Annotated in this window: 22 protein-coding genes; 12 read left to right on the forward strand and 10 right to left on the reverse strand. The window is 70.1% G+C overall.

All coding sequences use genetic code 11. From position 1 onward, the window contains the following. The first annotated feature begins 158 nt into the window (after positions 1–158). Entirely contained in the window at positions 159–4,616 is a 4,458-nt protein-coding gene (locus tag ACNUDN_RS06085; RefSeq protein WP_419121115.1) for a cation-translocating P-type ATPase, read from the forward strand. Here ACNUDN_RS06085 and ACNUDN_RS06090 read toward each other — a convergent pair. Beyond that, complete coding sequence (locus ACNUDN_RS06090; RefSeq protein WP_419121116.1) at positions 4,566–5,567, reverse strand: magnesium transporter; 1,002 nt, start codon at positions 5,565–5,567, stop codon at positions 4,566–4,568. The genes ACNUDN_RS06085 and ACNUDN_RS06090 overlap by 51 nt on opposite strands. Then, positions 5,564–6,976 (reverse strand): wax ester/triacylglycerol synthase family O-acyltransferase, encoded by a 1,413-nt coding sequence (locus tag ACNUDN_RS06095; RefSeq protein ID WP_419121117.1) that lies wholly within the window; start codon positions 6,974–6,976, stop codon positions 5,564–5,566. The genes ACNUDN_RS06090 and ACNUDN_RS06095 overlap by 4 nt, the downstream gene beginning before the upstream one ends. A 129-nt stretch (positions 6,977–7,105) precedes the next feature. On the opposite strand from ACNUDN_RS06095, the gene dosR reads away from it, so the two are divergent. Then, positions 7,106–7,759, forward strand: coding sequence for a hypoxia response regulator transcription factor DosR/DevR (gene dosR / locus ACNUDN_RS06100; protein WP_419121118.1), 654 nt, complete (start codon positions 7,106–7,108; stop codon positions 7,757–7,759). On the opposite strand, the gene ACNUDN_RS06105 is transcribed toward dosR, so the two are convergent. Then, complete coding sequence (locus tag ACNUDN_RS06105; RefSeq protein WP_419121119.1) at positions 7,747–9,183, reverse strand: flotillin family protein; 1,437 nt, start codon at positions 9,181–9,183, stop codon at positions 7,747–7,749. The genes dosR and ACNUDN_RS06105 overlap by 13 nt on opposite strands. Positions 9,184–9,188: 5 nt before the next feature. Beyond that, positions 9,189–9,743, reverse strand: coding sequence for a hypothetical protein (locus ACNUDN_RS06110; RefSeq protein ID WP_419121120.1), 555 nt, complete (start codon positions 9,741–9,743; stop codon positions 9,189–9,191). 263 nt (positions 9,744–10,006) lie between these two features. On the opposite strand from ACNUDN_RS06110, the gene infA reads away from it, so the two are divergent. The 8 genes from infA (at position 10,007) to truA (ending at position 14,706) form a co-directional block, all read left to right on the forward strand. Then, positions 10,007–10,228: a translation initiation factor IF-1 gene (gene infA / locus ACNUDN_RS06115; protein ID WP_003418601.1), complete on the forward strand. Its 222-nt coding sequence runs from the start codon at positions 10,007–10,009 to the stop codon at positions 10,226–10,228. Between the two features lie 33 nt (positions 10,229–10,261). Then, on the forward strand, positions 10,262–10,375 hold the full coding sequence (rpmJ, locus tag ACNUDN_RS06120) for a 50S ribosomal protein L36 (RefSeq protein WP_003879483.1): 114 nt from the start codon (positions 10,262–10,264) through the stop codon (positions 10,373–10,375). 160 nt (positions 10,376–10,535) lie between these two features. Beyond that, on the forward strand, positions 10,536–10,910 hold the full coding sequence (gene rpsM / locus ACNUDN_RS06125) for a 30S ribosomal protein S13 (RefSeq protein WP_419121121.1): 375 nt from the start codon (positions 10,536–10,538) through the stop codon (positions 10,908–10,910). Between the two features lie 6 nt (positions 10,911–10,916). Further along, positions 10,917–11,330 carry a 30S ribosomal protein S11 gene (gene rpsK, locus ACNUDN_RS06130; RefSeq protein WP_011778694.1) on the forward strand — a complete coding sequence of 138 codons (414 nt, stop codon included), beginning with the start codon at positions 10,917–10,919 and terminating at the stop codon, positions 11,328–11,330. Positions 11,331–11,348: 18 nt separating this feature from the next. Next, positions 11,349–11,954 carry a 30S ribosomal protein S4 gene (gene rpsD, locus ACNUDN_RS06135; protein ID WP_221357967.1) on the forward strand — a complete coding sequence of 202 codons (606 nt, stop codon included), beginning with the start codon at positions 11,349–11,351 and terminating at the stop codon, positions 11,952–11,954. 79 nt (positions 11,955–12,033) lie between these two features. Beyond that, positions 12,034–13,098: a DNA-directed RNA polymerase subunit alpha gene (locus tag ACNUDN_RS06140; RefSeq protein WP_419121122.1), complete on the forward strand. Its 1,065-nt coding sequence runs from the start codon at positions 12,034–12,036 to the stop codon at positions 13,096–13,098. Between the two features lie 98 nt (positions 13,099–13,196). Next, positions 13,197–13,820: a 50S ribosomal protein L17 gene (gene rplQ, locus ACNUDN_RS06145; RefSeq protein ID WP_419121123.1), complete on the forward strand. Its 624-nt coding sequence runs from the start codon at positions 13,197–13,199 to the stop codon at positions 13,818–13,820. Positions 13,821–13,827: 7 nt separating this feature from the next. Next, positions 13,828–14,706: a tRNA pseudouridine(38-40) synthase TruA gene (truA, locus tag ACNUDN_RS06150; protein WP_419121124.1), complete on the forward strand. Its 879-nt coding sequence runs from the start codon at positions 13,828–13,830 to the stop codon at positions 14,704–14,706. 18 nt (positions 14,707–14,724) lie between these two features. Here the strand turns inward: truA and ACNUDN_RS06155 are convergent, their stop codons facing one another. The 4 genes from ACNUDN_RS06155 to ACNUDN_RS06170 form a co-directional block, all read right to left on the reverse strand. Continuing rightward, on the reverse strand, positions 14,725–15,396 hold the full coding sequence (locus ACNUDN_RS06155) for a cutinase family protein (RefSeq protein ID WP_419121125.1): 672 nt from the start codon (positions 15,394–15,396) through the stop codon (positions 14,725–14,727). 16 nt (positions 15,397–15,412) lie between these two features. Further along, the gene (locus ACNUDN_RS06160; RefSeq protein ID WP_419121126.1) at positions 15,413–16,030 is read right to left on the reverse strand and encodes a cutinase family protein; all 618 of its coding nucleotides are present in this window, start codon (positions 16,028–16,030) and stop codon (positions 15,413–15,415) included. A gap of 75 nt (positions 16,031–16,105) precedes the next feature. After that, a complete protein-coding gene (locus tag ACNUDN_RS06165; RefSeq protein ID WP_419121127.1) occupies positions 16,106–16,771 on the reverse strand; it encodes a cutinase family protein in 666 nt (221 codons plus the stop codon). A 10-nt stretch (positions 16,772–16,781) separates the two neighbouring features. After that, a complete protein-coding gene (locus ACNUDN_RS06170; RefSeq protein WP_419121128.1) occupies positions 16,782–17,825 on the reverse strand; it encodes an EamA family transporter in 1,044 nt (347 codons plus the stop codon). A 100-nt stretch (positions 17,826–17,925) separates the two neighbouring features. Between ACNUDN_RS06170 and ACNUDN_RS06175 the strand changes: the two genes are divergently transcribed. Together ACNUDN_RS06175 and eccB are read left to right on the forward strand one after the other, a co-directional pair. Next, complete coding sequence (locus ACNUDN_RS06175) at positions 17,926–18,477, forward strand: CGNR zinc finger domain-containing protein (RefSeq protein WP_419125031.1); 552 nt, start codon at positions 17,926–17,928, stop codon at positions 18,475–18,477. A 43-nt stretch (positions 18,478–18,520) separates the two neighbouring features. Continuing rightward, positions 18,521–19,906: a type VII secretion protein EccB gene (gene eccB / locus ACNUDN_RS06180; RefSeq protein WP_419121129.1), complete on the forward strand. Its 1,386-nt coding sequence runs from the start codon at positions 18,521–18,523 to the stop codon at positions 19,904–19,906. Here the strand turns inward: eccB and mycP are convergent. Both mycP and eccD read right to left on the reverse strand, forming a co-directional pair. Continuing rightward, entirely contained in the window at positions 19,874–21,208 is a 1,335-nt protein-coding gene (gene mycP / locus ACNUDN_RS06185; RefSeq protein ID WP_419121130.1) for a type VII secretion-associated serine protease mycosin, read from the reverse strand. The two genes, eccB and mycP, sit on opposite strands and share 33 nt — an antisense overlap. Continuing rightward, positions 21,205–22,554 (reverse strand): type VII secretion integral membrane protein EccD, encoded by a 1,350-nt coding sequence (gene eccD, locus ACNUDN_RS06190; protein ID WP_419121131.1) that lies wholly within the window; start codon positions 22,552–22,554, stop codon positions 21,205–21,207. Before eccD ends, mycP begins: the two co-directional genes overlap by 4 nt. Positions 22,555–22,593: the final 39 nt, after the last annotated feature.

Consider the following 22,593-nt stretch of genomic DNA (forward strand, 5'->3'; position numbering starts at 1 on the left):
CAGCCGTCCCGCATCACCACGGTATGGGTTCGGGGAGCCCGGCTCTAGAGACCTTGGACCCCTGAGCCACCCCATCCCGAGGACCTGTGGCCCTTTTGGGTGGCTGATCAGCACAAACACAATGGCGCCATGTCCGTACCTGCCGGGGTTGTCCCGTCGTGCTGAAACAGCTTGTCGCGTTGCCGCTGGTGCTGGCGACCTCCAGCGCTCGAATCGCGGCGGACACCACCAGATCCGCTGTCGGTGCGGTGGCCCAGACCGCCAGGGACATCGAGACCGCGCCGGATCCCGCCGCACTGGTCCGCGCCCTGTCCCGGGTCGCGGTCGAGGCGCTCGGCGGTCCCCGGGCCCGACGGGTCAGCTCCCAGGGAGCCCGGCATTGGATCGAGGTCCGCGGACTGCGCAGTGCCTACGGAGAACGCGGTGCCTACGGAGAACGCGGTGCCGACGGAGAACGCGGTGCCGACGGAGAACGTGGTGCCGACGGAGAGAAGATCGGTGATGCGGTGCTGAGCGCGCTGTGGGGCACTCCCGGCGTCGTTGACGCGGTGCTGGTCACTCCCATCGGACGGGTGCTGGTCACCCTCGACCGAACCGGGGACCGATCCGGGGCCGGCCCGGCCGTCGACCGGCTCCGGGAGATCGTTTCAATCGCCGAGCGCAGCGCCGGGGTCATCGGCCGCGAGCCGGTGCGGGCGGGCCTTCCGGGGGACGACGAGGTGCTGGCGGCGCGTGCCGCCGGGGCGGTGGTGTCCACCGCCGCAGTCGGTCTGGCGCTGACCGGAAGTCTGCTGGGCCTACCGAGGCTGGCGAGTGTCGTCGGGGTGCCGGCGGCGTTCCTGGACCACACGCCGAGGTTGCGGCGCCGGATCGAGGACCGGGTCGGCCCCGATGCGACCGACATGCTGTTCGCCGTGGCGAATTCGACCGCGGCGGCCCTCACCGCGGCTCCGTCCGCCGCGGCCGCCGAGGCGTTGGGCAGGACCGTCCTGCTGGCAGAGGCGTGGAACGCACGACGCGCCTGGCAGCAGTGTGAACCCGACCTGGCGCAGCGGCCCATCACCGGCGGCGCGGTGCGATCCGCCCCCGCGGTGTCGCGCGCCGAGGGACCGGCCGACCGGTACGCCAACCGCGCTGCCGTAGTCGGGGGCGCAGCCGCCGCCGCCATCGCCGGCCTGACCGGCGACGCCGAAGTTGCCGCCGCGGCGGCCCTGGTCGCGGTGCCGAAACCGTTGCGCGCCACCAGAGACGGCTTCGGCGCGGCGATGACGCGTGGCCTGACCGCGCACCGCGACGGTGTCGTGTTGGCGCCGCGCGCACTTCGCCAGCTCGACCGGGTCGACGCCATCGTCATCGACCCCCGGGTTCTGTACACCGACGAGCTGACCGTCAGCCGTATCGAAGGTGTGACGAACTCGGACCGGACTGCGGCGTGGCAGGCGGCCAGGGCGGCGCTGGAGAGCGGGGAACTGACGGCCGGATGGCATCCGCTCTCGGAGGTCACCGGAGCGACCGGCAGCGGCGACGTTCTCGTCAGCCGGGTTCGGGATCCGTATGCGTCCGCGCTGTTGGCCGAGGCACGCCGCAGCGGTCTGCGGGTGCTCTCGGTGGCCGACGACGGGTTACGTTCCCTGGCACAGGGATTCGATGACCTTTACGCAGTGGACGGCTCGATCGGCCACGCCGTGGCCAGTGCGGTGGCCGCGTTGGCGACCGAAGGTGCCACCGTGGCCCTGGTTACCACCGCGCAGATGACCACGCCGCACGGGGCGCATCTGACCATCGGGGTGATGGCTGCCGATCAGGCCGTGCCGTGGGGCGCCGACGTGTTCGTCCCCGACCTCACCGCCGCGTGGCGCATCCTGGCGGCCCTACCCGGTGCGCGTGCGGCCAGCACCCGGGCCGTCAGCCTGGCCGCGTCAGCGTCGGCCCTCGGCGCGTTGATGCTGGTGCCCGGCGTGGTCGGGCGCGGTCCGGCCTCGGTGAGCGCAGGCGCCGCCGCAGGTCTGTGGAACGGTTTCGCCGCCGCTCGCAAACCCTTCCGGGCCGCACTGCCGAACCCGGAGTCGCACCACGACTGGCACGCCGTCCCGGTCGAGGAAGTGCAACGGCTGCTGCCCCGACCGCCCGAAGCCGACGCGGGCGCTGCGGGCGCCGCGGGCGAACAGCGCCCGTCGGGCAACCTGGCCGGTGCCGTTCGCACCATGCGCGAATTCGCCGTCGAGATGCGGGCCGATCTCGACGACCCGATCACCCCGTTGCTGATCACCGGCGCCGCGGCCAGCGCCCTGCTCGGCTCGGCGGTCGATGCCGTCCTGGTAGCCAGCGTGCTGTTGGCCAATGCGGCGGTCTCGGCGGAACAGCAGCTTCATGCCGAACATGTCCTGAATCGGCTACTGGCCGTGCAGGAGCCGCCGGCGCGCAGGTGTACCGGGCCGCTCGAGGCCGGCGGGCACGAGAACGTCGCGGCCGACCGGCTCCGGGTCGGCGACGTCATCGAGGTCCGTGGCGGCGAGGTGGTGCCGGCCGATGCCCGGCTGCTCTCGACCTCCGACGTCGAGGTGGACGAGTCGGTGCTGACCGGGGAGTCGCTGCCGGTGGTCAAGGACACCGCTGCCACCCCGGGGGCGCCGCTGGCCGAACGACGGTGCATGCTCTACGGCGGCACCACGATGCTGTCCGGTACCGCGCTGGCGGTGGTGACCGCCGTCGGGGCCGGCATGGAGATGCGCAGGGCGATGGCCATGGCGCCCAGGAAATCTCGCGAGATCGGGCTACACACTCAACTGCGGCACATCACCACGCGGGCCCTGCCGATCAGCACCGCGGGTGGCGCGCTGGTGGGTGCCGTCGGAGCGGTGCGCGGGCTGCCCCTCAAACATGCGCTCGCCAGTGCGGTGTCGGTGCTGGTCGCGGCGGTACCCGAAGGTCTACCGCTGGTGGCGACCCTGGCCCAGCTCACGGCCGCCCGCCGGCTCAGCGACAAGTTCGTGCTGGTCCGCAACCCCCATTCAGTGGAGGCGTTCGCCCGGCTGAACGTCGTCTGCTTCGACAAGACCGGCACGCTCAGTGAAAATCACTTGCGTGTCAAGGCGATTCGACCGGTGGCGGACCGCACGCCGTCGGAGGTCCTCGGTCTGGCGGCTCGCACCACGTTCGCCCGCGCGGGCCATCGCGCCCAGCACGCCACCGATCAGGCGATCCGGGAGGCCGCCGAGGGCGAGGGTATGACCGATCTCGACATCCGGGATGCGTTCCTGCCGTTCCAGTCCGACCGGCCGTTCGCCGCGGCGCTGAACGGTGAGGTCATCGCCGTCAAGGGTGCCCCGGAGACCGTGGTGGCCGCGCTGACCGACCCGGACGGCGAGTTCGCCCAGCTGGTGGCCGAGATGGGCACACACGGGCTGCGGGTGCTCGCCGTGGCCGAGCGGCGGCTGGACGCCGACCAGGCCGCCGCCGCGGTACGGGACACGGCGTACTTCGAGGAGCTGTGCCGGGACGGACTCACCCTGGTGGGTCTGGTCGGTCTGGCCGACACGGCACGGCCGCAGGCGCGCAATCTGATCACCGAGCTGCAGCGGCGCAATATCGGGGTCAGGCTGATCACCGGAGACCACCCGGTCACCGCCAAGGCTGTCGCCTCCGAACTCGGCCTGACCGTCGAGGAAGACCAGGTCCTCACCGGAACCGATTGGGAGGAAATGACATCCGGCCAGCGCGAGGGTGCGGTGCTGGACTGCCGGGTGTTCGCCCGGATGTCTCCCGAACACAAGATCGACATCGTGCAGACCCTCGAGCGACTGGGTCAGGTCACCGCGATGGTCGGCGACGGCGCCAACGACGCCGCGGCGATCCGGGCAGCCAGCGTCGGCGTCGGGGTGGTGGCCCGGGGTAGCGACCCGGCGCGGACCGCCGCGGACGTGATGCTGCTCGGAGGGCACATCGAGGCCATCCTGGACGCGATCGACGAGGGTCACCAGCTGTGGCGCCGAGTGCACTCCGCGGTGTCGGTGCTGCTCGGGGGCAACGCCGGCGAGGTGGTGTTCGCGTTGATCACGACCGTGCTCACCGGGGACTCGGCGCTCAACACCCGGCAGATGCTACTGGTGAACCTGCTCACCGACGCCTTCCCGGCCGGGGCTCTGGCCGTCAGCGAACAGAAGCTCACCGCGCCCGGCCCGCACGACGAGGCCGCGCTGTGGCAGGAGATCGGGGTGCGCGGTGTGGCCACCGCGGCGGGCGCGACCCTGGCCTGGTCGATCGCCCGCCCGACCGGCACCGCACGGCACGCCTCCACCGTGGCGCTGATCGGGCTGGTGGGAACGCAACTGATGCAGACGCTCATCGACTCCAGCAGCCCCGCGGTCGTACTCACCTCGCTGGGCAGCCTCGCGGCGATGGGGGCCATCATCAGTACTCCCGGGGTGAGCCGGCTGTTCGGGTGCACACCGGTCACGCCGGTGGGATGGGCCCAGGGGCTGCTCGCCGCCTCGGCGGCCACCGCGGTTTCGGCGATCGCCCCCGCGACGCTGGCCCGCATCGCCGGTCACCTCGATCTGACCGGTTCAGGTGAGCAGCACGGTGACGGCGCCGAAGTAGAACAGGATCGACAGTAGGTCCTGGAACACCGTCGCCAGCGGTCCGGCGCCGAACGCCGGATCCTTACCGAGGCGATGCAACAGCCAGGGCAGGCTCAGCGCCACCATCGTCGACAGCGTGCCGGCACCCACGATCGTCAGCGAAACCGCCAGGGCCAGAGCGGCATTGGACGTCATCACCACAACCACCGGCCACATCAGCGCCCCCAGCAGCAGGCCCACGGACAAACCGGTGAGCGCCTCGCGCACCGCGATCCGCCGGATCCCGACGCCCACCGAGAGCCCGCGGATCGCCAGCGTCTCGGTCTGGGTGCCGACGGCATCGGCGAGGTACACGATGCCCGGGACGAAGTATGCGATCGCCAGATCGGCGTTGAGTTGTTCGTCGAACGTCGTCATCAGAACCGCCGAGGCCATCGCGCCGAGCAACCCGATGACCAGCCACGGGACCCGGTGCCAGAGGCGTTTGCGCACCGATTCGACGCTGGTGGTGCGCGCGGATTCCACCTTGCTGAGGAAGCCGCCGAGCCGGGCCAGGTCCTCGTCGTGTTCCTGCAGCAGCACCTTGAGCAGCCGGTGCGGGGCGATCAGACCGGCGAACCGGCCGTCGCCTTCGACGACCGCCAGGTAGGGCTCGGCACGCTGCACCGCCTGCCACGCGGCGTGTTCCTGATCGGTGCCGGGGTCGACCGCGGGCGGGGTGGCATCCATGATGTCACGCAGGCGCTGTCCGGGGTCGGCGGCGAACACCGCCTCGACGGTCGCGATCCCGAGCAGCAGCCCATCCTCGTCGAGCACCGCGACCGCGGCAGCGCTGTCGAATCGCCTGCCCCGCATGGCCTCGAGCACCGCTTCCACCGGGATGTCCGGGGCGAAGATCGGAACGTCGCGGGTGGCGTGGTGCAACGCCTGATCCGGGGGGCCGAGAAGATCGTTCTGCGCAGGGACAACCGCCGGAACCGGCGTCATTCCCGGCCTCCCGGCTCGACCACCGTGAGCGCGGGCCGTCCGGCGCGGGGCCGGCGTGCGGCAGCCGACAGCCCGGCCACCGCGGCGGCGATGCCCGCGGCCAGGTCATCGACGTCGGGAAACGTGTCGAAATCGGTGGTGATCCCGAAAACGAGGTCGTCACCGTAGCTCAGGATCGCCACCGCCGTCCGCAACCGCAGCGCCATCGGCGGCACCGGAAGCATGCGCACCACGTCGTGACCCATCATCTGCAATCGGTGTTGCGGCCCCGGCACATTGGTCGCCAAGGTCACCACCCCGCGCTGCGACAGTGAGGTCAGCACCCGGATGACCCGCGATGCCAGCGCGAACGGCACCAGTTTGACCGCGGTCACCGCGGCGGTGCCGGCCTGGCGCTGACCGCCGGCCTTGGCCCGGTCCAGGCGCCGGTGCACGATCCGCAGCTGCTCCACCCGGTCCGGCTCGTCCACCGGCAGATACGGCAGCATCACCGACACGCGGTTGTCGATCCGGTCGCCGGCATCGGGGGAGCGCACCGACACCGGGACCAGGGTGCGCAACGAATCGTGGCGGGGTTGTTCACCGCGGCGCGTCAACGTCGCCCGGAAGCTGTCCGTGATCGCCGCCAGCGCAACATCATTGAGCGTCACGTCGAAGGCCTGGCAGACCGAGGCCACCTGGGCCAGCGGCACCTGTACGGCGCTGTAGCGGCGCAGGGTGGTGACCGGGCCGTTGAGGGAGGATTTCGAATCCCGCACCAGGCTGCCCACGATCGTGACCAGACCCTCGACGGTGACGGCCGTGGTGGCCGCCAGCACCGATGCGGTGTTCCACCCGGCGCGCATCCACCGCAGCGGGTTGAGCGTCGGCGTCGGCACCGGCAGACCCCGACGGGCGCCCTGGTGCGCGGCGCGGATGGCGTCGGCGTAGGTTTCGCCCTCGCCGCCGTCGCTGAGACCGGCGAGCAGGTGCATGGTGGCGATCCCGTCCGCGATGCAGTGGTGCACCTTCATCAGGAGCGCCCAGCGACCGTCGGCGAGGCCCTCGATCACCCAGGCCTGCCACAGCGGGCGCTCGCGGTCCAGGCGTGGCTCCATCGCCTCGGCGGTAAACCGGAACAGCGCCTCGTCATCACCGGGGTGCGGCAGTGCGGCCCGACGGATGTGGTGGGCCAGGTCCAGCGCGGGATCGTCGACCCACACCGGTGCCGACAGGTCGAACCACTGTCGGCGCACCACCTGCCGCAGCCGGGGGACTTTCATGATCCGCGCACTGATCGCCGCGACCACCTCGTGGAAATCCGGTACCGGACCCTCGATCACGCACACCGCCCCGACCGCCAGACTGACATGCCGATCGGCGTCCTCGGCGTCGAGGAAGCCGGCGTCGAAGGCGTTCAACCGCTCCACATCACGACTATCGGCGCGGCACGGCGCCGGTGGCAGAGTCCGAGGTCCCTGCCGAGCGGGGACCTGCGGCCCTACCGGCGGCACCCGCCGTGGCCGACGATCCAATCCAGGGTGGCGAAAGGTTGTGCCATGGTCCGGGTTTTCTTGGTCGACGACCACGAGGTCGTCCGGCGGGGACTGATCGACCTGCTCAGTGCCGATCCGGAGCTGGACGTGGTCGGCGAGGCGGGTTCGGTGTCCGAGGCGCTGGCCCGGATCCCCGCCGTCGCACCCGATGTCGCGGTGCTCGACGTGCGGCTGCCGGACGGCAACGGGATCGAACTGTGCCGCGACCTGCTGTCGAGGCTGCCCGGGCTGCGGTGTCTGATGCTGACCTCGTTCACCTCCGACGAGGCGATGCTCGACGCGATCCTGGCCGGCGCCAGCGGATATGTCATCAAGGACATCAAGGGCATGGAACTCGCTCGGGCCATCAAGGAAGTGGGCGCGGGCCGGTCGTTGCTCGACAACCGCGCCGCGGCGGCCCTGATGTCGAAGTTGCGCAGTGCCGCCGAGCACGCCGACCCGCTGTCCGGGTTGAGCAACCAGGAGCGGGTGCTGCTGGATCTACTCGGCGAGGGCCTGACCAACAAACAGATCGCCGACCGCATGTTCCTGGCGGAAAAGACGGTGAAGAACTACGTCTCGAGGCTGCTGACGAAACTCGGCATGGAGCGCCGCACCCAGGCGGCCGCGTTCGTGTCCAGGTTGGACCGCCGCGGTGGCGGCACTCAGAGCGGTTGAGTCTGCTGCTCGGGCTCCTTCTCGGCCGGCGTGGCCGGTGTTTGGGCCTGCGGCCGGTTGAGCATCGCGGCCAGATCGATACCCGAGGACTTCAGCGTCTCGACGATCTTCGCCACGGCCAGCGGGCTGACACCGAGCAGGCCGCCGACGGCGTCCTGGGCGTCCCCGGCACCCCCGATGATGGACAGCCGGTCGATCTCCGACAGCGGGCCGGCCGCGGCCTCGGTCGCCTTCACCACGGATTCCAGCACGTCCGGCAGCGTCTGCAGTCGGGCGGCTTCGGGTGAGTAGGTGTTCAGGGCGGCCGCGATCTCCTTCTTACCCGCGGCCTCGGCAACCAGCCGGGCCCTGATGCCGTCGGCCTCGGCCTGCCGCTCCACCCGCAGCGCGTCCGCGGCCGCCTTGCGCGCGTCGGCCTCGGCCTGGCCGGCCAGGATGGTGGCCTGCCGCTGGCCTTCGGCGCGGGCGATGTCGGCCGCGCGCTGCGCTTCGGCCGGGGCGATGACGTCGGCCTGCAACGCGGCCTGGGACTGTTCGGCGCGGCGCTGTTCGACCTCGATGCGGGCCTGCACCCGGGCCGCCTCGGCCTGTTCGATCGCGATGCCCACGTCCTTCTGGGCGCGCGCGTTGGCCAGCGGGCCGGCCTGATCGGCCTGGGCGTTCTCGGCTTCGGTCTGTGCCCGCAGCCGGGCCAGCTCGACGTCGCGGCGCTGGTTGGCGGTGGCGATCGCGGTGTCGGCCTCGGCCTGGGCCACCGAGCCGGCCTGGCGGGCCTTCGCCGACTGGATCTGTGAGTCCCGCTCGGCCTCGGCGGTGCCGACCGCGGCGTCGCGCTTGACCTCGGCGATGCGGCGCTGGCCGAGGGATTCCAGATAGCCGTTGCGATCGGAGATGCCGGCGATCTTGAGGACGTCGACCTCCATCCCGATCCGGGCCAGATCGCCACCGGCCTCGTCGACCACGCTGCGGGCCAGGGTGTCGCGATTGGAGTTGAGGTCCTCGACGGTCATGGTGGCGGTGATGCCGCGCAGGCTGCCGGCGAGGATTTCGTTGATCTGACGTTGCAACTCGCTCAGATCCGAGGTCAGGAAGCGCTGCACCGCGGTCTGCACGGCTTCGTCGGCAGAGCCGATCCGGACCAGGCCCACGGCCTCCACGTTGACCGGCACGCCGTTGTTGGACAGCGCGTTCTGCAGATTGATGCTGACGTTGAACGGTTCCAGGCTCATGATGTCGACCCGCTCGATGCCGGGTACCCGGAACCGGGCCCCGCCGCGCACCACCTTCGGCGTGCCGCGGCCGGTGAACACCGCGACCTCGTTGGGCGGCACCTTGATGTAGTTCTTCACATAGATCAGCGGCAGCGCGACGAACAGGAGCAGTGCCGCGACGGCGGCGATGATGATGATCATCAGGACGGACATGCGGGTCAGTTCCTCTCTGAGGGGGAAGCGTCGGGATCCGCCCCGGGGATGGTCACGACATGGATGAAGTCATCGTCGACGTCGGCGATGTACACCGGGGTGGATTTGGCCAGGGTGTCCGGCTCGGTGGTGACCGCGCGGGCGTGGACCCGGTTGCCCTCGGCGTCGACGAACGCGACCTCACCCCAGCCGTCGGTGGGCACCTCCAGGGTGACGGTGCCCAGCAGCCCGATGTAGGAGGCGCGGCCGCGCTGCGAGTTCGCCTGCTGGCGGCGCAGCAGCGGGAGCAGCAGCCCCTGCAAGGCGACGATGAGCAGCAGACCGGTGACCACCGCCACGATCGCCGAGCCGAGGGTGGCCAACCCCACCCAGGTCGCGATCAGGCCACCGGCGCCGCCCCCGAGCAGACCGGCCGACAAGCTGGTCAGACTCAGGAAGGGCAGCCCGTCGGCGCCGAGACCGCCCCCGGACCCCGCGCCGAACTCGACGTCGGTCAGCAGCAGCGCCGTCAGCACCGCGACGCCGCCGACGCCGAACGCCGCGAGATAGACCGCCGTCACGAGACGATCTTCGCATCTGCGCCCGGGCCGGTCACACGCTGATTTTGGGTGGGGGCGTATCGCGAGTACCATGGATCAACGGTGCGGCTTCCGCGCCGACTTTTTGCGTGCCCCATCGGGAACTCCGAGTCGATGGAACCTCTGCGAGGATGCCTCGACCCGGGAATTCCCCGGATCCGGCCCACGTTTTCAAGTCGGATCGAAGGCTGCGCCGACCAGGCCAGCAAGCCGATACGAAACGAAAGCAAGGATCGCTACACAGTATGGCCAAAAAAGACGGTGCCATAGAGGTCGAGGGTCGTGTCGTCGAACCCCTGCCCAATGCGATGTTCCGCATTGAGCTGGAGAACGGACACAAGGTTCTCGCCCACATCAGCGGAAAGATGCGGCAGCACTACATCCGTATCCTCCCCGAGGACCGCGTCGTGGTGGAGCTCTCGCCCTACGACCTGTCCCGCGGCCGCATCGTGTACCGCTACAAGTAATACGACCTACGAGAAGAAGGATCGACGACAGCCGTGAAGGTGAACCCGAGCGTCAAGCCGATCTGCGACAAGTGCAGGGTGATCCGCCGGCATGGGCGGGTCATGGTGATCTGCTCCGATCCCCGTCACAAGCAGCGGCAGGGCTGATCAGCGCGACTGATCGGCACAACCCATACAACTCAATGATGACCTCCCAGTACCACCAGGCGGATACGCCGCCTGAACACGTCCGGAACGGAGGCCGGACCCCGGGCAGACCCGGGAACGGACTGGGATCAGACCTCCGCGAACACGAGGAATGGCACACATGGCCCGACTAATGGGCGTCGACCTCCCGCGCGACAAGCGCATGGAGATCGCTTTGACCTACATCTACGGCATCGGCCGTACCCGCTCCCAGGAGATCCTGGAGGCCACCGGCATCAGCCGGGATATGCGCACCAAGGACCTGACCGATGATCAGGTGACGCAGCTGCGCGACTACATCGAGGGCAGCCTCAAGGTGGAGGGCGATCTGCGCCGTGAGGTGCAGGCCGACATCCGCCGCAAGATCGAGATCGGCTGCTACCAGGGTCTGCGGCACCGCCGCGGCCTGCCGGTGCGCGGCCAGCGGACCAAGACCAATGCGCGCACCCGCAAGGGCCCCAAGCGCACCATCGCCGGCAAGAAGAAGGCCAGGTAACCCCGGATGGCACAGGCAAAGAAGGGCGGTGCCCCCAAGAAGGGGCAGAAGACCCGTCGCAGGGAGAAGAAGAACGTCCCGCACGGCGCCGCTCACATCAAGAGCACGTTCAACAACACCATCGTGTCCATCACCGATCCCCAGGGCAACGTCATCGCCTGGGCGTCGTCGGGACATGTCGGTTTCAAGGGGTCGCGTAAGTCCACCCCGTTCGCCGCGCAGCTGGCCGCAGAGAACGCCGCCCGCAAGGCGCAGGAGCACGGCGTCAAGAAGGTCGACGTCTTCGTGAAGGGCCCGGGCTCGGGTCGTGAGACCGCCATCCGTTCGCTTCAGGCCGCAGGCCTCGAGGTCGGGGCGATCTCCGATGTCACACCGCAGCCGCACAACGGCTGCCGTCCGCCCAAGCGGCGCCGGGTCTAGGGGAGAGGGAACTAGAAAATGGCTCGTTATACCGGACCCGTCACCCGCAAGTCGCGCCGCCTCGGCGTCGACCTCGTCGGTGGAGATCAGTCCTTCGAAAAGCGCCCCTACCCGCCCGGCCAGCACGGTCGCGCCCGGATCAAGGAGAGCGAGTACCGCACCCAGCTGCAGGAGAAGCAGAAGGCCCGCTTCACCTACGGCGTGATGGAGAAGCAGTTCCGTCGCTACTACGAGGAGGCCAACCGCCTTCCCGGTAAGACCGGCGACAACCTGCTGCGCATCCTGGAGAGCCGGCTGGACAACGTCGTGTACCGCGCGGGCCTGGCTCGCACCCGGCGCATGGCACGCCAGCTGGTCAGCCACGGCCACTTCACCGTCAACGGTGTGAAGGTCGACGTCCCCAGCTACCGGGTGTCGCAGTACGACATCATCGACATCAAGGACAAGTCGATCAACACGCTGCCGTTCGAGGTGGCCCGCCAGACCGCCGGCGAGCGCCCGATCCCGGGCTGGCTGCAGGTCGTGGGCGAGCGTCAGCGCATCCTCGTGCACCAGCTGCCCGAGCGCGCGCAGATCGACGTGCCGCTGACCGAACAGCTCATCGTCGAGCTCTACTCGAAGTAACCCTGGCCCGGTAATCCAGCCGGGACCAGGCCACCTAACGGCATCAAATAGCGGTTGCCGAGAAGGAGAAAAGAACACCATGCTGATTTCTCAGCGCCCCACGCTCAGCGAAGAGGTCATCGCCGAGAACCGTTCCCAGTTCGTCATCGAGCCGCTGGAGCCGGGCTTCGGTTACACCCTGGGAAACTCGCTGCGCCGCACGCTGCTGTCGTCGATCCCCGGCGCGGCCGTCACCAGCATCCGCATCGACGGTGTGCTGCACGAGTTCACCACCGTGCCCGGGGTCAAGGAAGACGTCACCGACATCATCCTGAACCTCAAGAGCCTGGTGGTGTCCTCCGAGGAGGACGAGCCGGTCACCATGTACCTGCGCAAGCAGGGACCGGGCGAGGTCACCGCCGGTGACATCGTCCCGCCCGCCGGTGTCACCGTGCACAACCCGGAGATGCACATCGCCACCCTCAACGACAAGGGCAAGCTCGAGGTCGAGCTGGTCGTCGAGCGCGGCCGCGGCTACGTCCCCGCGGTGCAGAACAAGGCCTCCGGCGCCGAGATCGGCCGCATCCCGGTCGATTCCATCTACTCGCCGGTGCTCAAGGTCACCTACAAGGTGGAGGCGACCCGCGTCGAGCAGCGCACCGACTTCGACAAGTTGATCCTCGACGTCGAGACCAAGAACTCGATCAGCCCGCGTGACGCACTGGCCTCGGCCGGCAAGACGTTGGTCGAATTGTTCGGTCTGGCACGGGAACTCAACATCGAAGCGGAGGGCATCGAGATCGGCCCGTCGCCGGCGGAGGCCGATCAGGCTGCGCACTTCGCGCTGCCGATCGATGACCTGGACCTGACGGTGCGCTCGTACAACTGCCTCAAGCGCGAAGGTGTGCACACCGTCGGCGAGCTGGTCGCCCGCACCGAGTCCGACCTGCTGGACATCCGCAACTTCGGCCAGAAGTCCATCGACGAGGTGAAGATCAAGCTGCACCAGCTCGGCCTGTCGCTCAAGGACAGCCCGGCCAGCTTCGATCCGTCCGAGGTCGCCGGCTACGACGTCGCCACCGGAACCTGGAACAGCGACGCCGGCTACGACTCGGGCTATGAAGCCGACGACAACCAGGACTACGCCGAGACCGAACAGCTCTAGGCGCGAGACCTCAACAGCTCTCCACGCGCACCAGCGCCACGAGATCCGTCCCGGCCCTACCTGATACGGGGGTCGGCCACTAACAGGAGATAGTCGCAATGCCCAAACCCACCAAGGGCCCTCGCCTCGGCGGTTCGTCCTCACACCAGAAGGCGCTGCTGGCCAATCTGGCCACCTCGCTGTTCGAGCACGGCCGCATCAAGACGACCGAGCCCAAAGCCAGGGCGCTGCGGCCGTACGCGGAGAAGCTCATCACCCATGCCAAGAAGGGCACGCTGCACAACCGGCGTGAGGTGATGAAGAAGATCCGCGACAAGGACATCGTGCATGTCCTGTTCGCCGAGATCGGGCCGTTCTTCGCCGACCGCAACGGTGGCTACACCCGCATCATCAAGGTCGAGAACCGTAAGGGCGACAACGCCCCGATGGCGGTCATCGAGCTGGTGCGGGAGAAGACCGTGACCTCGGAGGCCAACCGTGCGCGTCGCGCGGATGCGGCTCAGAAGGTCGCGAGCGCGAGCGCTCAGAAGGTCGCGAGCGCGGCGGCGCCGCAGGCCGCCGTGGAGCCGGAAGCCGCCGAGGGGCCGACGACCGACGAGGAGCAGGCGATCGACGAGACACCGATCGCCGACGAGGCTCAGGTCGAGGTCGAGGGCACCGAGTCCGTCCCGGCCGACGAGCAGGCCGAGGCAGCAGCGGACAAGGCCGACGACGACAAGTAGTCATCCGATGAACGAACCCGCCACCGGCACCGGTGGCGGGTTTGTTCGTCTGCGCCTCGACGTCGCCTACGACGGCACCGAGTTCGCCGGATGGGCCGCTCAGGCCGCGCAGCGCACCGTCGCCGGCGTCATCGACGAGGCGTTGTCGACGGTGTTCCGGACCCCGGTGGTCACCCGGGCCGCCGGGCGCACCGACTCCGGTGTGCATGCCAGCGGCCAGGTCGCACACGTCGATGTCCCTGGTGACGCGCTCGCGCACGCCTATCCCCGCACCACCCGAGCCGGCGAGCCGGAGTTCGGGCCCCTGGTGCGGCGCTTGGGCCGGATGCTGCCCGAAGACGTCCGCGTCCGGCGGATCACCCGCGCGGCACCGGGATTCGACGCCCGGTTCTCCGCGCTGCGCCGGCACTATGTCTACCGGCTCACGACGGCGCCGTACGGAACCGAACCGCAGGACGCCCGTTTCGTCACAGCGTGGCCGCGTCCCCTCGATGTGGACGCGATGGCTGCGGCGGCCGGAGAGCTCTTGGGGCTGCACGACTTCGCGGCCTTCTGCCGTCACCGCGACGGTGCGACGACGATCCGCGAACTGCAGCGGCTGGACTGTGTACGCGACGGCGACCGCGTCGCGGTGCACGTCAGCGCCGATGCGTTCTGCTGGAACATGGTGCGCTCGCTGGTCGGCGCCCTACTGGCCGTCGGGGAACACCGCAGGGACGCGGTGTGGTGCGCCGCGCTGCTGCACTCGACGCGCCGCTCCAGCGACTTCGCCGCCGCTCCGGCACGGGGGCTCACCCTGGTCGGGGTGGACTATCCCCCCGATGCCGAGCTGGCCGCGCGCACCGTGGTGACCCGTGATCTGCGCACTGCCGACGAGATCGGCTAGCGCTGTCCGGGTCTCCGGCTACAGCCGCGGGGCGATGAAGTCGGCGGCCTGGTTCACCATGCCGGCGCTGATGTAGGCGGGCGCGAGATGGTCGGGCCAGTAGTCCTGCCAGTTCTCCGGATCCGTCGGGTTGCAGATCGGGTCGTCGCCGTGGCACAGCTCGATCGTGCGTTCCTGGTACAGCGGATTGAAATTGGAGATGGGACCGACCCAGGCGATGCCGTTGCCGAACAGTGCGATCGCGGCGATGTGCCGGTCGGCGCCGGCGGGCAACGGGCTCTTGAAACCGAACGCCGAGATCGGCACCGCGAGTACGACGTCGGTGACCGCCGCGCCCAGCGAGTACCCGCCGAGGACCAGGCGGGTGTCGGGGCAGTTGGCCGACATGTACTGGATCCGCTGGCTCATGTCGTTGGCGCCGACGTCGATCTCGGTGTTGGCGGGATACTTCACCGCGTACAGGTCGATGTCCTTGCCGGTCTTGGATCGCAGGGCGCTGATCAGTGCGTTGCCGATCTGCCCGGCGCCGGGGGACTCGACGCGGCCGCGCGCGAAGATCAGCTCGGCGTCGGGACAGGCCTGGGCCGAGGCGACCGGGGGCGCGACAAGGGTGGCCGCGACGACGAGCAGCGCGGCCGCCGCGGACAGGACGCGAAATTTTCGCAGCTGACGAATCACTTCGCCGATCATAATCGGCCGCGCGCGGTCAGACCCGGCCCGCGGCAAATCCGGCTGCCTGGCCGATGAAGGGGGAGCGTTCATAGCTGGTGTGCGCGAACGGGTTGCGGCCGCCCGAGCAGATCGGGTCGCCGTCGGCGCACAGGTCGATCGCCTTACCGGCGAATGCTCCTCGGGCCGACACCGGAGCGCCGAACTTGGCCGACGGGTTGCCGAACACCGCCACCGCCGCCACGTTTCCGTTCAGCCCGCCGGGCAGCGGCGGTGCCGAGCCTATGTTGCCGATGCGCTCCCCGAGGGGTGGCACGCCGGCGAGCATGTCGACGACCGCCGCGCCCTGCGAGTAGCCGCCCAGCACGATGCGGGTGTTGGGGCACTGTGCCGCCATATAGGCGATGCGTCCCGTCGCGTCGGTGGCGCCGACCGCGGTGTTCAGAAAGTCGTAGCTGGCCGGGTAGTTCACCCCGTAGGTGCCGACCGTGCGGCCACCGAGTTGGTCACGCAGGGTGTCGGCGAGGGCTTGGCCGACCCGCCCGACGCCCGGCGGCTCGCTGGTGCCGCGGGCGAACACCACTTCGACGTCGGGACAGGGTTGGGCCGACGCGGTGGCGACCGGGAGGACGGCGGTGGCCGCCATTGACGCCATCACCGCTGCTGAGGCCGCGAAAACCCGGCGGCTCAATCGATCAGGAAGCACAAGACACCGTAACTCATCGTCGGGTCAGAGAAGTCCGGCGACGAAAGCCGCCGCCCGGTCGGGGTACCCCGCCGGTCCGTAGTTGCTGTGCGCGGCGATGTCGTTGCCCCCCGAGCACACCGGGTCGGCGCCGTTGCACAGGTCGATGGCGCGCGAGCCCCACACCGGGCTGGCGGTGATCGGTAGGCCCAGCTTGGTCGACGGGTTGCCGAATGTCGCGAGGGCGGCGACGAAGTCGGGGGCGTTCGGGGGCAGCGGTGCGGTGAAGCCGACGGCCGGGATCGGAACAGCGGCGATCACGTCGATCACCGCGGCGCCCTGGGAGTACCCGCCGAGCACCAGGCGGGTGCCGGGGCAGTTGGCCATCATGTATTGGACGTGGAGGCTGGCGTCGTTGGCGCCGGCGGCCGCGGCGAGAAAGTCGAAGCTCGCCGGATAGTTCACGGCGTAGGTGCCGACGGAGCGGCCTCCGACCCGCCCGCGTAACGAGTCGACGAAGGCCGACCCCACCCGCCCCAGTCCGGGAGGCTCGTCGGTGCCGCGGGCGAAGACGACCTCGATGTCCGGGCAGCCTTGAGCGCGGGCCACCGGCAGCGGGGCGGGTGCGACGACCAGGGTCGCGGCGGCGACGAGGATCCCGGCCAGCACCGCGGCGATCCGGCGCAGTCGGGCATCAAGATCGATCTTCATCCCGACAATGTTAGCTGACCGAAGTTCCTTGTGGCGGGGCGTCAGGCCAGGTCACGGTGTCGGCGCTGTCGAGTTCGCTGCGGTCACCCTGCCGGGCCAGCGCCAGACCCACCAGGACCACCGCCCCGCCGACCGCCTGCGTGGCCGAGATCGCCTCGCCCAGCAGCACCCAGGCCGCCAGCACCGCGAACATCACCTCGGACAGTCCGACCAGCGACGCGAACCGCGGGCGCAATCGGGCGATCCCGACGATGCCGAGCGTGTAGGCGATCGCCGTCGGGATCAGGGCCAGTGCGATGACCGGGACCATCCAGGAGGTGGTCCAGCCGGCCACCACGGCGTTGTGCGCGGTGAACGTCAGCGGCATGGCGCCCGACACACCCAGGGCGGCCACCGCGACGGCGCCGACGACCAGTCCGCCCGCGGCCAGCGTGATCGGGTGCAGCGGGGTGCGTCCGTCCGGTCGCTCGGCGCCGACCTTGTCCGACATCAGGAAGTAGCAGGCCGCGCACACCGCTGCGGCCAGGCCCCACCCGACACCGGTGAGGTTGATCTGGGTTCCGGTCAGTCCGTGTGGCCCGACGATGCCCAGTACCAGCATGATCCCGGCCACTGCCAGCGCCACCCCGCCCAGTGTCATGGTGGTGGGGCGTCGCCGGGTGGTGGCCCACAGCCATCCCACGACCAGGATCGGTGCGGTGTACTCGAGCAACAGTGCGACGCCGACCGACAGGTGCGCCACGGCGTTGTAGTAGAACAGTTGCGCGCCGGCGATCGGTACCAGCCCGTAGAGCACCACCGTCCTGGCGTGCTGCCGTGCCTCGCGCAGCCAGCCGGGCCGGATGACGGTGGCGAATACCGCCATCGCCAGTGCGCCGCCGGCGAGTCGCGCCGTGACCGCGGCGGTCGGGCTCCACCCGGCCTCCATCAACGACTTCGCGAACGGCCCCGAGGATCCGAAGGCCAATGCGGAGCCGATGGCGAAGAGTAGACCGGTACGGAAACGGTAGGAGTGGTCGGCCCGGGACTGACGGGTCGTATCCAGCGCAGCCATGGGTAACCACCTCCAGTGAGTTGACAGCAGTTGACGAGGGATGACATGAGTAAAATGAACTTTGGTCATGACGCTACTGCCGGAAGGAGTCATGAGTCAAATGGTTTTCACTTATGACACCGAACTCACTTTGCGGGCGGTCGGTGTCCTGATCAACACCGATCGGGTGGACGGTGAGCAGCTGTCCGACCTGGCCGCGCTCGACGAGTATCTGGAGCACTTCGGCTGGACCGGCCGGCGTGACCACGACTCCGCCGAACTCGAAGCGGTGCGCCGATTGCGGGCTCGGCTGGGCCGGATCTGGGAGTCCGCCGGCGACGAGGTCCGCGCCGTCGATCAGGTCAACGCGTTGTTGTCTGACACCAAGGCGTCCCCGTGGCTGACCCGTCACCCCGAGATGCCCGAGTGGCATTTGCACCTGGCCTCGATTCACGACCCGTTGTGGCAACGCATGGGTGCCGAGATGGCGATGGCGTTGGCCGACCTGATCCGTGGCGGAGAACTGCGCAGGCTCAAGATCTGCGCCGCGCCCGACTGCGAGGCGGTGCTGATCGATCTGTCCCGCAACCGGTCCGGCAAGTTCTGCGACACCGGCAACTGCGGCAACCGTCAGCATGTCGCGGCTTATCGGGAGCGCCGGTCCAACAGGTGATCTGACCCCCGCCGGTGCGCAGCTACGCTGGCCTGGGGGAGTGATGGCACAACCGACGACACGCCTGCAGGTCAGTGGGCACCGCTTTCTGGCCCGCCGGATGGAGCATGCCCTGGTACGTGGCGATCCAAGGCTGCTCGACGATCCGCTTCGCGCGCAGACGCTTTCGTTCTCGGTGGGCGTTGTGCTCGCTGTGGTGGGGCTGGCGGTGTGCGCGGTGCTCGCCTTTGTGCGTCCGGCCGATGCGATCGGCGACGCGCCGCTGGTGGTGGTCCGCGATTCCGGGGCGATGTACGTCAGGATCGACGGCGTCATGCATCCGGTGTTCAATCTGGCCTCCGCGCGGTTGATCCTCGGCGCCGCAGCCGAAGCGCGGGTGGTTTCGCAGCGGGCTGTCGACAACGCCGAACTCGGACCGCAGATGGGCATTCCCGGTGCTCCGCAGCAGATCTCGCCGCCGCTGACTAAGCAGGAGTCCGGGTGGACGGTGTGTGACGACGAACGATCCGGCACCACCGTGCTGGCCGGCCCCCTCGACGATGCGGCGTCGGCGGCCGACCGCAGCGTGCTGGTGAGCCCGCGCGGGGCGAGCGCAGCGGTGACCTACCTGCTCCACGGGGGGTGGCGGGCCCGCGTGGACCTGCGGCACGCCGCGGTGGTCCGCGCGCTGCGGCTCGATGGCGTTGTGCCGCAGCAAGTTTCACCGCTGCTGCTGGATGCGATTCCGGAGGCTCCCGCGATCGAGCCGCCGCGCATCCCCGCCCTCGGCGCCGCCGGACCGCTGACGATGAGCCGGTATGCGGTGGGGACCGTGGTGCAGGTGCCGGCGGCCGACGGCGTCGACCACTTCGTGGTGCTACCCGACGGGTTGCAGCGCGTCGGTGAGGTCGCCGCCGACCTCATCCGCTACACCGACTCCCGCTCGGGTGCTGAGATCCCGACCGTGTCCGCCGCGGACATCGGTGCGGTACCGGTGACGAACATCCTGCCCGTGGCCACGTTCCCGGATCGCGCGAACCTCTCGCGCGATCCGGTGATCTGCGCCCGATGGCGCCGCCAATCGGGCCGATCCGGTTCGTACACCGCGGTGCTGGTGGCTGCCGAACTCCCGGCGGCCGCCCGCTCCGTCCCGTTGGCGCAGGCCGACGGCGCAGGTCCCGCGATCGACGCCGTCTCGGTGCCCGCGGGACGCAGTGTGTTCGTCCGGTCGGTCTCGCTGACCGGTTCCGGGGCCGGCGCCGGATCGCTGTTCCTGGTCACCGCTGCGGGGCTACGGTTCGGCATCCGGGACGCGGAAACCGCTGCAGCGCTAGGCATCACGGCCAGCGCAGAACCCGCCCCATGGCCGGTACTGTCGTCCCTGCCCCCCGGCCCGGAACTCAGCCGCCCGGCGGCATCAGTCGTCAGCGACGCTGTCGGCGCGCCGTGACCGGTGCATCGCCGCCGAGGTCACCGCGACGCCGCCGGCCAGTGCCAGGCAGATCAGCGCGCCCCGCAGGGCCGTCGCGGGTGGGTGCGGCGGGGTCGGCGGATGCGGGTGTGGCGGCACCGTCACCACGGCGGGTCGCGCGGGTTGTCCCGGTCCGCCCGCACTGATCGCGGCCAGGGCGTCGACCACGCCGTGGCCGACCACCGGATCCCATCCCGGCGCCGGCTGCTGTGCGGTGTCCTCGATGACCCGCATCACCTGGCGTGCGGACAGTTCCGGTGATCGGGCCCGGACCAGCGCGGCGATAGCGGACACCACCGGAACTGCGTAACTGGTCCCCGAGATGGGACGTCCGGTCGGTGCGGTGTCCACCAGACCGTCACCCGCGGCGGCCAGCGAGACCACCAACTCGCCCGGAGCGGCCACGTCCACCCACGGACCGGCGAGGCTGTATTCCGAGGCGATCCCGTCGGGGCCGACCGAGCCCACGGTGAGCACATAATCGTCGTACCAGGCCGGGCTCGCCACTGACGACACCTGGTCGGCATGCGCGGGGTCGCGGGGGTTGTGCTGCGGGCACTGGCCGGTACCGCCCACGTTGCCCGCCGCGGTCACCACGACCACGTTTCGGACGTCGACGGCGTAGGCCAGGGCCGCGCCCAGGGCCTGATCGTCGAGCGCGGCGTCAACCGGCATGCACGCCACCGTGGAGATGTTGATGATCGTCGCCCCCAGGTCCGCAGCGGTCCGCACCGCCGCGGCGAGGGTGTCGACGTCGCCGACACCCGATCCGGCGGGGTCGTCGACCGGGTGAAATTTGGCGCTGGATTGCCGGATCGCCAGCAGCGACACCTCGGGCGCGATACCGGTGAAGCCGTCCGGATCGTCGAGATCCGGGGTGGCGCCGATGATGCCGGCCACGATGGTGCCGTGACCGTCACAGTCGGCGGTACCGTCCTGGCCGGACACGTAGTCACCGGCCGGGATGAGGTGCGGCAGCCGTCGATGTCGCGCCACCCCGGTGTCGATCACCGCGACCGTCTGCCCGGCGCCACGGGTCAGCGCCCACACGGTGGGCAGGTCGATACCGCTGAGCTGCCCGGGCCGGCCGGTGTGCCCGCGGGGCGGCGCCACGCAGTCGTCGTGCTGGGCGGTGGGACGCGCCGGGGCTGCCGGCCCGGCGGCGGGCAGACGCAACTGATCCACCGGTGGCGGACTCACGGCGCCGGCGTCTGCGGTGGCCGGCAGCACCGCCAGGGCCACCGCGGTGGGTACCCGCCACCACCACGCCGATCCGGTCATGGCAGGCTCAGGGTTCGGACCGCGCCGTAGATGTCGGCGACCCAGCAGGCCGACGGTACCACCGCGGCCAGGGCGGCATACTCGAGGAACTGAATCAGTCTGCGCCGCAACGGGTTCAGTGACCGAGCCAGCCCCGCCGAGGTGATGGCCAGTGTGCACACCGTTGCTGCGGCGGCACACATCCAGACCGCCTGCGCGGGCATCGCCGCCACGAGGAGCACCGCGCCGGCGGCCAGTGCGGCCAGCCCCGCCGCGCCGGTGGCGATGCGGCGGTGGGCGCCGACATGTACACGCCGCCGCAGCACCAGCGCCACTCCGAGGCTGGTCGACAACGCCAATGCAGGGTTCGCCGGCCCCCTCGTGAACAGGGTGATCGCCGTTGCGGCAACGCATCCGGCGGCCGCGGCGGCAGACCATCCGTTGACCAGCCCGGTCAGCGTGTCATGTGCGGCAGTCGCGCGGTCATCGTCGGCTCGCCTGCCATCCGGGGTCAGACCTGCCGCCAGGACAGCCCCCTTGGGCGCCACGGCGAGCGCACCGAGCGCCAGCACGGTGAGTGCGGCCGCGACCGACTCCGGGCGGGGAACGGCCGCGCCCAGCACCACCGCCGCGGCGCTCACGCCGGTGGTGGCCGCCAACCCGGTCAGCAGAGTGCGGTGCGGCGTCATCCTCGCCAGCAACACCGACATGGTGAAGCCCGACGCGCAGGCGAGCAGCAGCAGCGTCACCCATGGTGCCCGCGGTGCCGCCAGAAACCCGGTTGCGGTGGCGAACAGCACCGCGGTGCAACTCAACACGGCCGTCGATCCCCGGTCGTCACGTGGGGCGGCCACCGACCCGATCGCCGCCGCCGCGGACACCGCCGCGACCGGCCAGACCTGCCACGGGGCCGGGCTCACGTGGCCCGCCCAGACCGCGGCCAGCGCACTGGCCGAGATACCGGCGACCGCGGCGGCGATGCGGGCCCGACGTCCGCTGTCCGGGTCGTCGGCGGGGGACCCCGCCGCGACGAGCACACTGTCCTCGGTGGGCAGCGGACGCGGAGACGGCAACACCAGCTCGGTGAGCAGCACGAGGTCACCGTCGGCAACAGCGTTGTCGCGCAACGACAACGACGGCTCCAGGCGGTGTCCCCCGATCCGGGTGAGTTGCCAGTGCCGCGGTCCGGGTGTCTCGGTGAACACCGCGTCGACGATCGACGGGACCAGCTCACCCAACGGACGGTCCGCGGGCAGGACCAGATCCATCGCGGTCGATCCGCCTGGACCGGCCGTCTGTACCGCGAGCCTACACAACGTATCCGTCACGGGTTCAACGTAACTCGGCGAATCAGGGCGACCACGCACGAATTTTCGCCCGCCGGGATGGAACCGGGCGGCCCGGTG

It is taken from the genome of Mycobacterium sp. smrl_JER01 (assembly GCF_048513595.2).
Lineage (GTDB): Bacteria > Actinomycetota > Actinomycetes > Mycobacteriales > Mycobacteriaceae > Mycobacterium.

Bases quoted from the DNA above. Each gene is read 5' to 3' on its own strand.
- ACNUDN_RS06090 (WP_419121116.1), bottom strand. From the start codon at position 5,567: ATGACGCCGGTTCCGGCGGTTGTCCCTGCGCAGAACGATCTTCTCGGC.
- dosR (WP_419121118.1), top strand. From the start codon at position 7,106: ATGGTCCGGGTTTTCTTGGTCGACGACCACGAGGTCGTCCGGCGGGGA.
- ACNUDN_RS06105 (WP_419121119.1), bottom strand. From the start codon at position 9,183: ATGTCCGTCCTGATGATCATCATCATCGCCGCCGTCGCGGCACTGCTC.
- infA (WP_003418601.1), top strand. From the start codon at position 10,007: ATGGCCAAAAAAGACGGTGCCATAGAGGTCGAGGGTCGTGTCGTCGAA.
- rpsM (WP_419121121.1), top strand. From the start codon at position 10,536: ATGGCCCGACTAATGGGCGTCGACCTCCCGCGCGACAAGCGCATGGAG.
- rpsK (WP_011778694.1), top strand. From the start codon at position 10,917: ATGGCACAGGCAAAGAAGGGCGGTGCCCCCAAGAAGGGGCAGAAGACC.
- rpsD (WP_221357967.1), top strand. From the start codon at position 11,349: ATGGCTCGTTATACCGGACCCGTCACCCGCAAGTCGCGCCGCCTCGGC.
- ACNUDN_RS06140 (WP_419121122.1), top strand. From the start codon at position 12,034: ATGCTGATTTCTCAGCGCCCCACGCTCAGCGAAGAGGTCATCGCCGAG.
- rplQ (WP_419121123.1), top strand. From the start codon at position 13,197: ATGCCCAAACCCACCAAGGGCCCTCGCCTCGGCGGTTCGTCCTCACAC.
- truA (WP_419121124.1), top strand. From the start codon at position 13,828: ATGAACGAACCCGCCACCGGCACCGGTGGCGGGTTTGTTCGTCTGCGC.
- ACNUDN_RS06155 (WP_419121125.1), bottom strand. From the start codon at position 15,396: ATGATCGGCGAAGTGATTCGTCAGCTGCGAAAATTTCGCGTCCTGTCC.
- ACNUDN_RS06160 (WP_419121126.1), bottom strand. From the start codon at position 16,030: ATGGCGTCAATGGCGGCCACCGCCGTCCTCCCGGTCGCCACCGCGTCG.
- ACNUDN_RS06165 (WP_419121127.1), bottom strand. From the start codon at position 16,771: ATGAAGATCGATCTTGATGCCCGACTGCGCCGGATCGCCGCGGTGCTG.
- ACNUDN_RS06170 (WP_419121128.1), bottom strand. From the start codon at position 17,825: ATGGCTGCGCTGGATACGACCCGTCAGTCCCGGGCCGACCACTCCTAC.
- ACNUDN_RS06175 (WP_419125031.1), top strand. From the start codon at position 17,926: ATGGTTTTCACTTATGACACCGAACTCACTTTGCGGGCGGTCGGTGTC.
- eccB (WP_419121129.1), top strand. From the start codon at position 18,521: ATGGCACAACCGACGACACGCCTGCAGGTCAGTGGGCACCGCTTTCTG.
- mycP (WP_419121130.1), bottom strand. From the start codon at position 21,208: ATGACCGGATCGGCGTGGTGGTGGCGGGTACCCACCGCGGTGGCCCTG.